The organism is Monashia sp. HAY1-11D (assembly GCF_056868035.1).
Genome location: NZ_CP200320.1, coordinates 4,482,619 through 4,495,518 on the forward strand (window position 1 = coordinate 4,482,619; position 12,900 = coordinate 4,495,518).

The following is a 12,900-nucleotide window of genomic DNA, read 5'->3' on the forward strand; positions in this document are numbered from 1 at the left end:
CCGTCAGCCGGGGACCCCGGCACTCCGTCACGACCAAGGAAGTCCGCCATGAGCACCACTCCCGAGCTGGACGTGCTGCTGCACGAGAACCGGCAGTTCCCACCGCCGCCCGACCTCGCGGCGCAGGCCAACGCGCAGCCCGACATCTACGGCAGGGCGAAGCAGGACCGGCTCGCGTTCTGGGCCGACGAGGCCAGGGGCCTGACGTGGGCCAGGCCCTGGGACACCGTCCTCGAGTGGAAGCTCCCGGACGCGAGGTGGTTCGTCGGCGGCGAGCTCAACGTGGCCGTGAACTGCGTCGACCGGTGGGTCGAGCGGGGCCACGGGGACCGGGTCGCCTACCACTGGGTCGGTGAGCCCGAGGGCGACACCCGGACCATCACGTACGGGCAGCTGAAGGACCTGGTCTGCCAGGCCGCCAACGCGCTGACCTCCCTGGGCGTCACGAAGGGCGACCGGGTGGCGATCTACATGGGGATGATCCCCGAGACCGTCGTCACGATGCTCGCGTGTGCCCGGCTCGGGGCCCCGCACACGGTCGTCTTCGCCGGCTTCTCGTCCCAGGCCCTGTCGACGCGCATCCTCGACTGCGACGCGCGCTTCGTCGTGACCGCCGACGGCGGCTACCGGCGCGGTGCCGTCAACCCCCTCAAGCCCGCGGTCGACGAGGCCCTCGAGAGCTGCCCCGACGTCGAGAAGGTCCTCGTGGTGCGCCGCACCGGCCAGGAGATCGGCTGGGTCGAGGGACGCGACGTGTGGTGGCACGACGTCGTGGAGGGCGCCCCCACCGAGCACACCGCGGAGGCGCACGACGCCGAGCACCCGCTCTACGTCATGTACACCTCCGGCACGACCGGAAACCCCAAGGGCATCCTGCACACGACCGGCGGGTACCTGACCCACTGCTACGCGACCTGCCGGTACATCTTCGACATGAAGCCGGAGACCGACGTCTTCTGGACCGCCGCCGACATCGGCTGGGTCACGGGGCACAGCTACATCGTCTACGGGCCGCTCGCCAACGGGGTCACCTCGATGCTCTACGAGGGCGTGCCCGACGCCGGGGGCAAGGACCGGTGGTGGCAGATCGTCGAGCAGTACAAGGTCACCATCCTCTACACCGCCCCCACGACGATCCGCACGCTGATGAAGTGGGGTGAGCAGTACCCCGAGGGCCACGACCTGTCGAGCCTGCGACTGCTCGGCTCGGTCGGCGAGCCGATCAACCCCGACGCCTGGGTCTGGTACCACACGCACATCGGCGGCGGTCGGTGCGCGGTCGTCGACACGTGGTGGCAGACCGAGACCGGCGGCATCCTCATCACGCCGCTCCCGGGCATCACCACGACCAAGCCGGGCGCGGCCATGGTCCCGTTCCCCGGGATCAGCGCCGAGGTCGTGCGCAACGACGGGTCGGCGGCCGGAGCCGGCGAGGGTGGGTTCCTCGTCGTGACCGAGCCGTGGCCGGGGATGCTCCGTGGCATCTGGGGCGACCCGGAGCGCTACCGCACGACGTACTGGGAGCGCTTCCCCGGCGTCTACTTCAGCGGAGACGGGGCGAAGAAGGACGACGCCGGCGACATCTGGGTCCTCGGCCGGGTCGACGACGTCATGAACGTCTCCGGACACCGGATCTCGACGACCGAGGTCGAGCACGCCCTCGTCTCCGACCCGCGCGTCGCCGAGGCGGCCGTGGTCGGCGCGAGCGACCCGGCCACGGGGCAGGCCATCGTCGCGTTCGTGACGATCAAGGCGGACGTCCCGACCGAGGGTGAACCCGGCGTCGCTCTCGTCCGCGAGCTACGCGAGCTCACCGCCCAGCGCATCGGCAAGCTGGCACGTCCCCGGCAGATCCTGCTCACGCCCGAGCTGCCGAAGACCCGGTCGGGCAAGATCATGCGGCGCCTGCTGCTCGACGTCGCCGAGCACCGCCGGCTCGGTGACGTGACGACCCTCGCCGACTCGACCGTCGTCGAGCTGATCAAGAAGCAGATGGAGGCCGAGCGGCCACCGGAGGACGACGACTCGTGAGCCGTCCCGGCGGCCGGAACCCCGGCCGAGTGGGCGCTCAGCTGCCGCCGGAGTCGCCGTCGCCACCGTCCTGCGGGTCGCGCAGGCCCTCGTAGATCTCCTTGCAGACCGGGCACACCGGGAACTTCTGCGGGTCCCGGCCGGGCACCCAGATCTTGCCGCACAGTGCGACGACCGGCTCGCCGGTCAGGGCGCTCTCGAGGATCTTCTCCTTGCGCACGTAGTGCGAGAAGCGTTCGTGGTCGCCCGGCTCCTGGAGCTCCTCACGGACCTCCTCGCGCTCGATCGTCGCCGTGCCCGTGCTGCGTAGCGGCTGCGGCTCGTTCTCGAAGGGGTCGGGAGGCATCGTGCTCATGTCGCGAGTGTAGGACGGGACGCGGCGCCCTCGAGCAGCCGTGCACCGGCCGGATAGGTGGCGAGGACCCCGGGCAGCGCGCCCGGGCGCCCGGAGAGCAGCACGGCCTCGACGCCGGCCCGCGGGGCCGTGGGGTCGGCCGCCAGCCCGAGGCGGCGCAGGGTCTGGCGGGCGACGGCGACCGGGGAGTCGAAGATCGTGACGCCGACCGGGACGGCGGCGGCGATCCGGTCCGCGACGAGACCGTAGTGCGTGCAGCCGAGCACGAGCGCGCGGACCCCCGTCGGCGTGCGCTCGGCCGCCGCGGCGACCGAGGCGTCGATGGCGTCGAGGTCACCGGACTCGATGGCCTCGGCGAGGCCGAGCGCCGCCACCGCGTGGGTCTCGACGTCGGCTGCGAACGCGTCGACGAGGCCGCGCAGGTAGTCGCTGGAGGTCGTGGCGGCCGTCGCCCACACGGCGACGGGTCCCCCGCCGGCAGCGGCCGGGCGGATGGCCGGGACGGTGCCGATGACCGGCACCGCGGGCTCGAGCTCGGCCCGTACGGCGTCGAGCCCGTGCACCGACGCGGTGTTGCACGCGACGACCACCGCGTCGGGGGCGTGCTCGAGCGCGGCCCGGGCGAGGTCGAGGACGAGGTGGCGCACGTCCTCGGGGGTGCGTGGCCCGTACGGCATGTTGTCCGGGTCCATCGCGAGCACGAGCCCGAGGTCGGGACGCAGCGTCTGCAGGGCGTCGGCGTAGGCGACGAGGCCCAGACCACTGTCGACGAAGGCGACACGCCTCCGCGGGGAGGACGGCGCGGACGGCTGGACAGAGGGCGCGGTGGGGCCGGTGAGGTCCATGGGTGGCACCGTCAGTTCATCGTCGGGTCGTCGGGGAAGCTCGCGACGTAGGCGAGGCCGTCGCGCTGGCGGCGCAGCACGGCCCGCCACAGGTCGTCCGGCTCGGACGTGAACGCGTCGCGCACCTCCGCGTCGACGACGTACCAGTCGCCCCGGAGGATCTCGCCCTCCAGCTGCCCGGCGTCCCAGCCGGAGTAGCCGGCGAAGATCCGCATCCCCGCCAGCTCGGCCGCGACGACGGGCGTCGGAACGTCGAGGTCGACAAGCCCGATCGAGCCGAAGAGGCGCTTGACGCCGAGCGGCTCGGGCACGTCTCCGGGCACCGTGACGATGCCCAGCGCCGACGAGGTGGACACCGGGCCGCCCTGGAAGATGACCTGCGGAGCCGTGACGACGCGCTCCCACCCGGGCAGGACCGAGTCCACGCCCGCGGTCAGGGGCTTGTTGAGCACGACGCCCTGGGCGCCGCCCTCGTCGTGGTGGAGCATGAGCACGACCGAGCGGTGGAAGACGTCGCCGCCGACGGAGGGCGTTGCCACGAGCAGACGGCCGGTGTGGAAGCGCGGGCTCACGGGCCCAGCCTTCCACACCGGCCGATCGGGTCGCCGACGCCGCGGGGCGTCGCGACGGGATGGTTCTCCGGGTCGCTCAGAAGCGGGCGCCGCGGCGGTTCGGACGCTCGTCGTCACCCCAGCGGGACACCAGGCCCTGGTCGCGGTCGCGGTCGCGGCCGCGACGACCGTCGCGCCCGTCACGGTCGCGGTGGCCGCCGTGGTGGGGGCGGACGCCGTCCCGCGAGCCATGGCGCGGGCCGCGGGCGCCGGCCGGGCCGCGTCGGTGCTGCTTCGGACCGGCGATGAGGCGCTGGAAGTCCTCCTCGGCGATCGCGACGCCGCTCGGCGTCGCGGCGCCGGTGGCCGCGATGATCGCGTCGCCGGGCGTCGCCCGGACCGGCGCGATGTCGAGGCCGGCGTCCTTGAGCTGGCGCTCCATCGTCTTGCGCTGGTGCGGCAGCGCGAGGGTCACCACGGTGCCCTTGTCACCGGCGCGGGCCGTGCGGCCCGAGCGGTGCAGGTAGTCCTTGTGGTCGGCCGGCGGGTCGACCTGCAGGACGACCGACACGTCGTCGACGTGGATGCCGCGGGCGGCGACGTCGGTCGCGACGAGCACCGGCAGGGTGCCGTCGCGGAACGCGCCGAGGACGCGGTTGCGCTGGCCCTGGTTGAGGCCTCCGTGCAGCGCCGCGGCCATGACGCCCTGCTCACGCAGCTGCAGCGCGATGCGGTCGGCGCCGAGCTTGGTCCGGCAGAAGACGACCGTGCGGCCCTCCCGGTTGGCGACCTCGGCGGTGATGACCTTCTTGTGCTGCGGGTCGATGAGGAGCACGTGGTGCTCCATCGTCTCGACCGAGGCCGTGGCGTCGTCGGTCGAGTGGACGACCGGCTCGTCGAGGTACTTCGCGACGAGGTCGTCGATGCCACGGTCGAGCGTCGCCGAGAAGAGGAGGCGCTGGCCCTCGGCGGGAATCCGGTCGAGGGTCGTCGTGATCTCGGCCATGAAGCCCATCTCGGCCATGTGGTCGGCCTCGTCGAGGACCGTGATGGTGATGTCGTCCATCTCGACGGCGCCGCGCTCGAGCAGGTCGTTGAGGCGGCCCGGCGTCGCGATGAGGATGTCGACGCCCTTGTTGAGCGCGTTGATCTGGGTCGTGTAGCTCAGGCCACCCGCCACGAGCTTGTGGCGCAGACCGGTGACGTGCACGAGCGGCTCGAGGGCGTCGGAGACCTGCATGGCCAGCTCACGCGTCGGCGTGAGGATCAGCGCGTGCGGCCGGCGCGGGCGGCGGGGCGCCTCGGCCTCGAGCAGGCGGGCGATGAGCGGCAGGCCGAACGCGAGGGTCTTGCCCGAGCCGGTCTGGCCACGGCCGAGGACGTCCTTGCCCGCGAGGGCGTCGGGAATCGTCGCGGCCTGGATCGGGAACGGCGTCGTGATCCCGTCGCGGGCGAGGCGCTCGACGAGCCGCTCGGGCAGCCCGAGGGCGGCGAAGCCGTTGTCGGCGGCAACCTCGACGGGGCCGTCGGAGACCGGCTTGCGCGTGGCCTTGGTCCACGTGTCGGCGTCCATGCGCTCGGCCTCGGCGTCCTCGAAGCTCATCGGGGCGCGGTCGGCGTCGCGGCCGGAGAAGCGGTCGTCGCGCTCGAAGCGCGGACGGTCGAAGCGCGGACGGTCGTCCCGGTCGAAGCGGGGACGGTCGAAGCGGGGACGGTCGTCCCGGCGCTGGAAGCCGCGGTCGCCGCGGTCGTCGCGGTCGAAGCGGGGACGGTCGTCACGGCGCTGGAAGCCGCGGTCGCCGCGGTCGTCGCGCTCGAAGCGGGGCCGGTCGAAGCGGGGGCGGTCGTCGCGACGCTGGAAGCCGCGGTCGCCGCGGTCGTCCCGGTCGAAACGGGGGCGGTCGTCGCGACGCTGGAAGCCACGGTCGCCGCGGTCGTCGCGGTCGAAACGGGGACGGTCCTCGCGACGCTGGAAGCCGCGGTCGCCGCGGTCGTCCCGGTCGAAACGGGGACGGTCCTCGCGACGCTGGAAGCCACGGTCACCGCGGTCGTCCCGGTCGAAGCGCGGGCGGTCCTCGCGACGCTGGAAGCCGCGGTCGCCACGGTCGTCGCGGTCGAAACGGGGACGGTCGTCGCGACGCTCGTCACGGCGGTCGTACGAGCGGTGCTCCTCGCGCGGGGCGCGCCACTCACGGCCGCCGACGTGCGAGGTGCCGGACGTGGCCGGCCGGGAGGTCCTCGTGCCCGAGAAGGAGCCTCGGGCCTTCTGGCCGGGAGCGGAGCCGCGGTGCGGCTTCTTGGCGGCGGCGGCCTTCTTCTCGGTGGACCAGCGGGCCTTCTTGGGCGCGCCGGAGGACGGGTTCTTGGACATGCGTGTTCAACTCTCTCAGCTCGAGCAGACTTCGTCTCGAGCCGTGAGTCACAACCACGACCATGCAGACGAGCCTCAGGCGCAGCATCGTCTGCGCCCCTTGGTGTACCGGTGCCCGGCATCTGTGCCGTCCGGCGTTCGGATCCGCTCCGCGTCGGGTGCCGGGCCGCGCCGTCGGCGCGGGCTTCCGGTTGGATGTCGCCTCGTCGGACGGGCCTGCCCGCCGGGCATCCCCGGCGCCATCCCCTCCGTCGTGATCCGAGGAGACCTCGGAGTCGGATGCGACGAGTCTACCAGCGGCGGCGGCGTGCCCTGACCACGAGCGCGAGCGCCCCGACCGCCACACCGACGAGGTCGACGAGGGCGTCCCACGGGTCACCGGTACGTCCAGGCAGCAGCAGGTGCTGCACGACCTCGCTCACGGGTGCGTGCCCGGCGAGCACCGCCACGGCGAGGCGCGGCGACGTCGCCCGGCCGAGCGCGTACGTCGGCACGGCGAAGACGACCAGGTGCACGACCTTGTCGGTCCAGCTGACCGGTCCCTCGACGGTGACGACGGGCCAGTAGAGGACGGCGAGCTGGACCGCGACGGCCAGGGCCGCGAGGACCACGGCGGGGCGCCGGTCGAGCGTCGAGGGGGTCGTCATGGCACGGGAGTCTAGGTAGGTTCGGCGAAGGACCCGCGCCGGGAACAGGGCACCACCACGCCGGCGGCGGACGAGGAGGAGGCGACCATGGGCAGGCGCACGGTCACGGTCACCGGTTCCGGGCGGGCGAGCGTCTCCCCCGACGTCGTCCGGCTCGACCTGCGGGTCGGTCACGACGCGCCGGACGTCGCGGCGGCCCTCGCCGGTGCTGCCACCGGCATCGCGGAGGTCGGGCGCGTGGCCCGCGCCCACGGCCTCGCCGATGCCGACATCCGCACGCTCGACGCGTCGGTGAGCCAGCGCTGGGACAACACCGGCACGCCGGTCGGCTTCACGGCCCAGCAGCGGCTCGGCCTGACGGTGCGGCGGCTCGAGGCCGTCGGTGAGGTGCTCGAGGCAGCGGCCGAGGCGGTCGGCAACGCCCTCCTCGTCGACCAGGTGCGGCTCGACGTCTCCGACCGGGCCGAGGGCCTGTCGCGGGCGCGAGACGCCGCGTTCGCCGACGCGCGTGCCAAGGCCGAGCAGTACGCGACGCTCGCGGGGGCGGCTCTGGGGCGGGTCCTGGGCATCGCCGAGACCGGCGCCGTGCCGGTGGCGGCGTCGGCGATGAGGCTCGCGTCGACGGCCCGGGACTCGGCCGGCGCCATGCCCGTCGAGGGCGGCGACCTCGAGATCGGGGCGTCGGTCACGGTGACGTGGACCCTGACGGATGCGCCCTGACCCGGGTGACCCGGTGTGACGCTCCCCTGACGCCCCTGACGCCCCTGACGCCCCTGACGCCGCGCGACCCCGCCGTCACCCCGGCGGCCGGAGCCGGACCGGCAGCGGACGTTCGACGGTGGAATACCTCGGGCCCCTCGTTCGTTGGAGGCGACATGGCAACGACTGACCTGACCGCCGAGACCTTCGAGAAGACCGTGCTCGACAACGACATCGTGCTCGTCGACTTCTGGGCGTCGTGGTGCGGCCCGTGCCGCCAGTTCGCCCCCGTGTACGACGCGGCGTCCCAGACAGGGGACAACGAGGGCATCGTGTTCGGCAAGGTCGACACTGAGGCGGAGCAGGCGCTCGCCTCCGCGGCCAACATCACCTCGATCCCGACGCTCATGGCGTTCAAGGAGGGCGTGCTCGTGTTCGCCCAGCCGGGGGCCCTGCCCCAGTCGGCGCTCCAGAACGTCATCGAGCAGGTCAAGGCGCTCGACATGGCACCGATCAAGGAGCAGCTCGCCGCGCAGGGCTCCGGCCCCGACGCCGCCGCGCAGTGACGCACCGGCCCGGCTGACCACCGGAGCCGGGCCTGTCGGGTCGTCCTCGGCGTCGCCGGTCTCCCGCCTCTGCGAGGAGGTGGCGGACCCGGCGTCGATGGGGAGGGGGGTCAGACGCCAGGTCCGCCGGTCTAGGGGGCCACGAGCACGGTCACGGTCGTGTGACCGTCGCGGCGCGCACGCAGCGCCCGGGCCCGGCCGCGACCCAGGTGGCCGACGTGCGGGACGACGACGGCCCACGCCTCGTCGCCGCGCCGGACCTGCTCCATGAGGGCGTCGAAGGCCCAGGGGTCCTTGTGGTGGCCCTCGACGAACACGGTGCCGAGGGTGAAGCCCTCGGCCTGGGCGAAGGCCTCGAGACGCGTCCTGGCGCTGACCAGCCGCTCTCCTGCCAGGTCGTCCTCACGGATGTAGCCCAGCACCAGCGGGCGCGTGCCGTCACTCATGACGCGTCCCCGGCTCGTTCCCGACGAGCACCCACGCGGCACTGTCGGGGGAAGCTTCTCGCCGACCTCGGGGTCGCTTGCGTGCAGCACGTGGCCCTCGACCGGCATGAGCACGGGCTCGGACGTGCAGTTCACGACGCAGGCGAAGCCGTCGCCGCGAAGGAAGGCCAGCACGCCGGGCTCCGTCCGGAGCCAGCGGAAGTCGCCCGTGGCGATGTCCGGCACCCGATGGCGCAGGGCGATGGCCTCGCGGTACAGGTTCAGCATGGACTCGCCGGACTCGAGCTGGCGGTCGACGGCGTGGTAGCCGAACCAGTCGGGCTGCGGGAGCCAGGTGCCCGCAGACGCGCCCTCCGGTGAGAAGCCCCAGGCGCCGCTCGCCGAGTCCCACGGCAGCGGGACCCGGCAGCCGTCCCGGCCCCGTCGCACCCCGGCCGTCCGGTGGAACATGGGGTCCGTCAGCACGTGCTCGGGCAGGTCGATCACCTCCGGCAGGCCCAGCTCCTCGCCTTGGTAGATGAACGCCGAGCCGGGCAGCGCCAGCATGAGCAGCGCGGCCGCACGGGCCCTCCTGATGCCCAGCTCGACGTCGCCCATGGGGCCGCCCGGCCACCCGCCCGCGTACCGGGTGACCACTCGGGGCATGTCGTGGTTGTTGAGGACCCACGCCACGGGCGAACCGGCGCCCGCGACGGTCGTGCGGCCCCGGTCGATGACGCCTCGCAGCGCGTCGACGTCCCACGGCGCCCGGAGGAACTCGAAGAAGAAGCTCTGGTGCAGCTCGTCCGGTCGCTGGTACGCCGCGAGCTCCGCGGCGTCCAGGACTCCCACCTCGCCGATCAGCACCCGCTCCCGACCGGTGGCGGCCGTGTAGCCGTCCGCGATCGCGCGCCAGGAGCGCCAGACGTCGTGCACCTCGGGCTGGTTCCAGGCGTGGGCGTTGTTCGGGTCCCCGGTGATCTCGTCGTCGAGGGCGAGCTCGTGGTCCGGGAGCCCCTCGCGCTTGTGCAGGCCATGGGCCACGTCGATGCGCAGTCCGTCGACGCCCCGGTCGAACCAGAACCGCAGCACCTCCTCGAAGTGCGCCGGGACGTCGGGGTGGCGCCAGTTGAAGTCGGCCTGCTCGGGGGCGAAGGTGTGCAGGTACCACTGCCCCGGCGTGCCGTCGGGCTCCGTGACCCGCTGCCAGGCCGGCCCTCCGAAGATCGAGCGCCAGTTGTTCGGCGGCAGCTCCCCGTTGCTGCCCCGGCCGTCCGCGAAGTGGAAGCGCGACCGCTCCACGCTGCCACGGCCGGCGGCCACGGCGGCGGTGAACCACGGGTGCTGGACCGAGCAGTGGTTCGGCACGACGTCGATGAGCACCTTGAGGTCGAGCCGGTGGGCGTCCCGGACGAGGCGGTCGAAGCTGTCCAGCGTGCCGTACTCCGGGTGGATGGCGAGGTAGTCGGCGACGTCGTACCCGTGGTCGTGCTGGGGCGAGGGGTAGAACGGGTTGAGCCACATGGCGTCGACGCCGAGGCGGCGCAGGTAGGGCAGCCTCTGGTGCACCCCGTCGAGGTCGCCGATGCCGTCGCCGTCGGAGTCCTGGAAGCTGCGGACGTAGATCTGGTAGATGACGGCTCCCCGCCACCAGCCGTGGTTGCCCCTCGATGTACCGTCCACTGCAGCTGCCGATGTCTCGGGGTGCGGCGCCCGACGCGCGGGCGCGTCAGGCGCGTACCTGGCACTGGTCGACGTGGGGAGCATGGCCGCCTCGGAGGAATGTGAGCGTTAACCAACGCCCTCAGAATCGCCCGGAGCGAGCGGACGGGCATCCCGAGAACTACGGGGATGAGTACGGAGATCGGGCCCGTGGGTGGTCGCAGTCCGGACATTCCCGACGCGGACCAATGCGGACCACCGGCCCGGGCCGCGCCCTCCGGGACGGGCCGCGACGCCACACCCCGCCCGTGGCGGCGGTCAGCGCAGGTCGCCCTGGGCCATCCGGCCGGCGACCTGGCCGCGGGACGTGAGCCCGAGCTTGCTGAGGATGCTCGCGACGTGCGACTCGGCCGTGCGGCTGGAGATGACGAGACGTGCCGCGATCTGCCTGTTGCTGAGGCCCTCGGCGATGAGCCCCGCGATCTCCCGCTCCCGGCGGGTCAGCCCCGCCTCGATCCCGCTCGCCGCCGGACCCGTCGACGCCGCCGCGGTCTCGTCGGCCTCCTCACCGTCACGCAACGCCAGCGCCAGGGCCCGCTCGAGGGAGTAGCCGGCCCCCTCGGCGAAGAGCCGCTCGAAGCGGGCGTCACCCAGGGCCTCGCGAACCGCGTCCTCGGACCGTTGGTCGAACATGCCGTAGGCCGTCGTCTCGTCGACCTTGGCGCCGCTGGCCCGCCACACCGCCTGCGACGCCCCGAGCAGCAGGGCTGCCTTGTCGTCGGGCGACTCCAGGGCCGCGCACCAGGAAAGGGCCTGCACCCCGAAGCTCATCCCCGTCAGGTCGTGCATCGGCTCGAACAGCCTGATGGACTCCCGCAGCACGCGACGGGCGTCCTCGAGCCGGCCCTGGCGCCACCGGACGATCCCGACGCACCAGAGACCGTAGGCCTTGGAGGACAGCGCATCGTGTCGCTCCGCGATGGCGAGGGCCTGCTCGCTGAAGGCCTCGACGCGCGGGTCCTCGAGGAAGAAGGTGGCGGCCGACAGGAGGACGAGGGTGTCGAACTCGCCGAGCGGGTCACCGACCGCGCGGAACTGGCTCAGACCCCGCTCGAGGAAGCCGCAGGCGCCGACGAGGTCCCCCTGGTACATGGCCGCGTGACCGCGGCACTCGTCGATCCGGGCCCGCAGCAGCTCGTCGTCGAACTGCTCGGCCAGTGTCGAGCACTCGGCGAGCATCTCGTGGGTCCGGTCGAACTCGCCCGCGAACATCGACAGGTAGGCCGCGGCCCACAGCCCATAGGCGCGTCGGAGGTCCGGGGCGGGAGCCCGCTCGAGAGCCCGGACGAGGTAGCGGTGCCCCTCGCGCAGGAACCCGGCGAACCAGAAGTTCCACATCGGTGCCGCGATGTCGAGCGCCAGGGCCGCCTCGTCGGGGCTCTCGAGACAGGTCTCGATGGCGGCCCGGATGTTGCCGTTCTCCCGCCTGAGCCGGAGGAACCAGTCCGCCTGGCGCGGGCTGAAGTTGTCACGCCCGTAGTCCTGGGCGAGCAAGCGGTAGTGGTCGCGGTGCCGGCGGCGCATCTCCTGCAGCTCGCCCGCGTCGACGAGGCGGGCCGTACCGTACTGGCGGACGGTCTCGAGCATCTGGAAGCGGGCCGACTCGTGGCTCGTGGCGTCCTGACGCGTGATGATCGACTTGTTGACCAGACCCGCGACGAGACCCAGGATCTCCTCGCGGGCCAGACCGTCTCCCGAGCACACGTCCTCGGCGGCGTCGAGGTCGAATCCGCCGACGAACACCGAGAGCCGGCCCCAGAGCACCTGCTCGGCGGGTGAGCAGAGGTCGAAGCTCCATCCGATGGCGGTGTCGAGGGCTCGCTGGCGCGGCGGTGCCGTGCTGCGTCCCGAGCTGAGGAGCGCGAACCGGTCCTCGAGCCGGTCGAGGATCTGTGCCGGCGAGAGGGTCCGCAGCCAGACGGCGGCCAGCTCGATCGCCAGGGGGATGCCGTCGAGGCGACGGCACAGCTCGAGGACCGCGGCCCGGTTGGCGTCCACCAGCCTGAAGTCGGGCGCGACCGCGGTGGCGCGGTCGAGGAACAGCGCGACGGCCTCGTAGCGCCGGGGGTCACCAGGGTCCTCACGGCGGTCCTCGGGCGCCGACAGCGGCGGCACGGGCAGGATCTGCTCGCCCTCGACCCCGAGGACGTGCCGGCTCGTGGCGAGGACGTGCAGGCCGGGCGCCGCGGCCAGCAGCTTGCTGGTGAGCACCGCGCACGCCTCGGTGAGGTGCTCGCAGTTGTCGAGGACGACGAGCAGGCGCTTGTCCTCGAGGTACTCCGCGAGGTCGGCGGCGGGGTCCGCGGACACCTGGCGCAGGTCCAGCGTGTTCGCCACGGTGTGGGGAAGCAGCTGTGGGTCGCGGAGGGGGGCCAGCTCGACGAACCACACCCCGTGGGGGAAGGTCCGGCGCAGCTCGGAGGCCATCCGCACCGCCAGCCGCGTCTTGCCCACCCCGCCCACGCCGGTCAGGGTGAGCAGGCGGCTGGTGGAGAGCATGCGTCGGGTCTCGGCCATCTCCCGTCGTCGACCAACGAAGCTGGTCATCTCCGAAGGGAGCAGACCAGGCACTCTGGTGGCTGGCTTCACCCGTGGCATGCCGTCCGAACCCTTCGCCGCACGGAGGCCCGGAGCGGGCCTGAACCTCAGTCTAGGTCGGCGGCACCCGCTGGCAGGGCCACTCGGGGA

The 12,900-nt window shown here is 73.0% G+C and carries 10 protein-coding genes; 3 read left to right on the top strand and 7 right to left on the bottom strand.

The window, feature by feature from the left end; translation table 11 throughout:
- Positions 1 to 48: 48 nt before the first annotated feature.
- Positions 49 to 2,031, top strand: a complete 1,983-nt coding sequence (acs, locus tag AC1VM9_RS20720; RefSeq protein ID WP_481345298.1) for an acetate--CoA ligase — start codon at positions 49 to 51, stop codon at positions 2,029 to 2,031.
- 37 nt (positions 2,032 to 2,068) lie between these two features.
- On the opposite strand, the gene AC1VM9_RS20725 is transcribed toward acs, so the two are convergent.
- The 5 genes from AC1VM9_RS20725 to AC1VM9_RS20745 form a co-directional block, all read right to left on the bottom strand.
- Positions 2,069 to 2,386: a DUF3039 domain-containing protein gene (locus tag AC1VM9_RS20725; protein WP_481345297.1), complete on the bottom strand. Its 318-nt coding sequence runs from the start codon at positions 2,384 to 2,386 to the stop codon at positions 2,069 to 2,071.
- Positions 2,383 to 3,231 carry a glutamate racemase gene (locus AC1VM9_RS20730; RefSeq protein WP_481345296.1) on the bottom strand — a complete coding sequence of 283 codons (849 nt, stop codon included), beginning with the start codon at positions 3,229 to 3,231 and terminating at the stop codon, positions 2,383 to 2,385. Before AC1VM9_RS20730 ends, AC1VM9_RS20725 begins: the two co-directional genes overlap by 4 nt.
- A gap of 11 nt (positions 3,232 to 3,242) precedes the next feature.
- Positions 3,243 to 3,803, bottom strand: coding sequence for a YqgE/AlgH family protein (locus AC1VM9_RS20735; protein ID WP_481343928.1), 561 nt, complete (start codon positions 3,801 to 3,803; stop codon positions 3,243 to 3,245).
- Positions 3,804 to 3,879: 76 nt separating this feature from the next.
- Entirely contained in the window at positions 3,880 to 6,153 is a 2,274-nt protein-coding gene (locus tag AC1VM9_RS20740; RefSeq protein WP_481345295.1) for a DEAD/DEAH box helicase, read from the bottom strand.
- 290 nt (positions 6,154 to 6,443) lie between these two features.
- Entirely contained in the window at positions 6,444 to 6,800 is a 357-nt protein-coding gene (locus AC1VM9_RS20745) for a VanZ family protein (RefSeq protein WP_481343885.1), read from the bottom strand.
- An 87-nt stretch (positions 6,801 to 6,887) separates the two neighbouring features.
- Between AC1VM9_RS20745 and AC1VM9_RS20750 the strand changes: the two genes are divergently transcribed.
- A complete protein-coding gene (locus AC1VM9_RS20750) occupies positions 6,888 to 7,520 on the top strand; it encodes an SIMPL domain-containing protein (RefSeq protein ID WP_481345294.1) in 633 nt (210 codons plus the stop codon).
- A gap of 155 nt (positions 7,521 to 7,675) precedes the next feature.
- Positions 7,676 to 8,065 carry a thioredoxin gene (gene trxA / locus AC1VM9_RS20755; RefSeq protein ID WP_481343887.1) on the top strand — a complete coding sequence of 130 codons (390 nt, stop codon included), beginning with the start codon at positions 7,676 to 7,678 and terminating at the stop codon, positions 8,063 to 8,065.
- Positions 8,066 to 8,196: 131 nt separating this feature from the next.
- On the opposite strand, the gene AC1VM9_RS20760 is transcribed toward trxA, so the two are convergent.
- Together AC1VM9_RS20760 and AC1VM9_RS20765 are read right to left on the bottom strand one after the other, a co-directional pair.
- On the bottom strand, positions 8,197 to 10,173 hold the full coding sequence (locus AC1VM9_RS20760; RefSeq protein ID WP_483123877.1) for a glycoside hydrolase family 13 protein: 1,977 nt from the start codon (positions 10,171 to 10,173) through the stop codon (positions 8,197 to 8,199).
- 297 nt (positions 10,174 to 10,470) lie between these two features.
- The gene (locus AC1VM9_RS20765; protein ID WP_483123879.1) at positions 10,471 to 12,711 is read right to left on the bottom strand and encodes a helix-turn-helix transcriptional regulator; all 2,241 of its coding nucleotides are present in this window, start codon (positions 12,709 to 12,711) and stop codon (positions 10,471 to 10,473) included.
- Positions 12,712 to 12,900: the final 189 nt, after the last annotated feature.

Bases quoted from the DNA above. Each gene is read 5' to 3' on its own strand.
- acs (WP_481345298.1), top strand. From the start codon at position 49: ATGAGCACCACTCCCGAGCTGGACGTGCTGCTGCACGAGAACCGGCAG.
- AC1VM9_RS20750 (WP_481345294.1), top strand. From the start codon at position 6,888: ATGGGCAGGCGCACGGTCACGGTCACCGGTTCCGGGCGGGCGAGCGTC.
- AC1VM9_RS20730 (WP_481345296.1), bottom strand. From the start codon at position 3,231: ATGGACCTCACCGGCCCCACCGCGCCCTCTGTCCAGCCGTCCGCGCCG.
- AC1VM9_RS20745 (WP_481343885.1), bottom strand. From the start codon at position 6,800: ATGACGACCCCCTCGACGCTCGACCGGCGCCCCGCCGTGGTCCTCGCG.
- AC1VM9_RS20725 (WP_481345297.1), bottom strand. From the start codon at position 2,386: ATGAGCACGATGCCTCCCGACCCCTTCGAGAACGAGCCGCAGCCGCTA.
- trxA (WP_481343887.1), top strand. From the start codon at position 7,676: ATGGCAACGACTGACCTGACCGCCGAGACCTTCGAGAAGACCGTGCTC.
- AC1VM9_RS20765 (WP_483123879.1), bottom strand. From the start codon at position 12,711: ATGCTCTCCACCAGCCGCCTGCTCACCCTGACCGGCGTGGGCGGGGTG.
- AC1VM9_RS20740 (WP_481345295.1), bottom strand. From the start codon at position 6,153: ATGTCCAAGAACCCGTCCTCCGGCGCGCCCAAGAAGGCCCGCTGGTCC.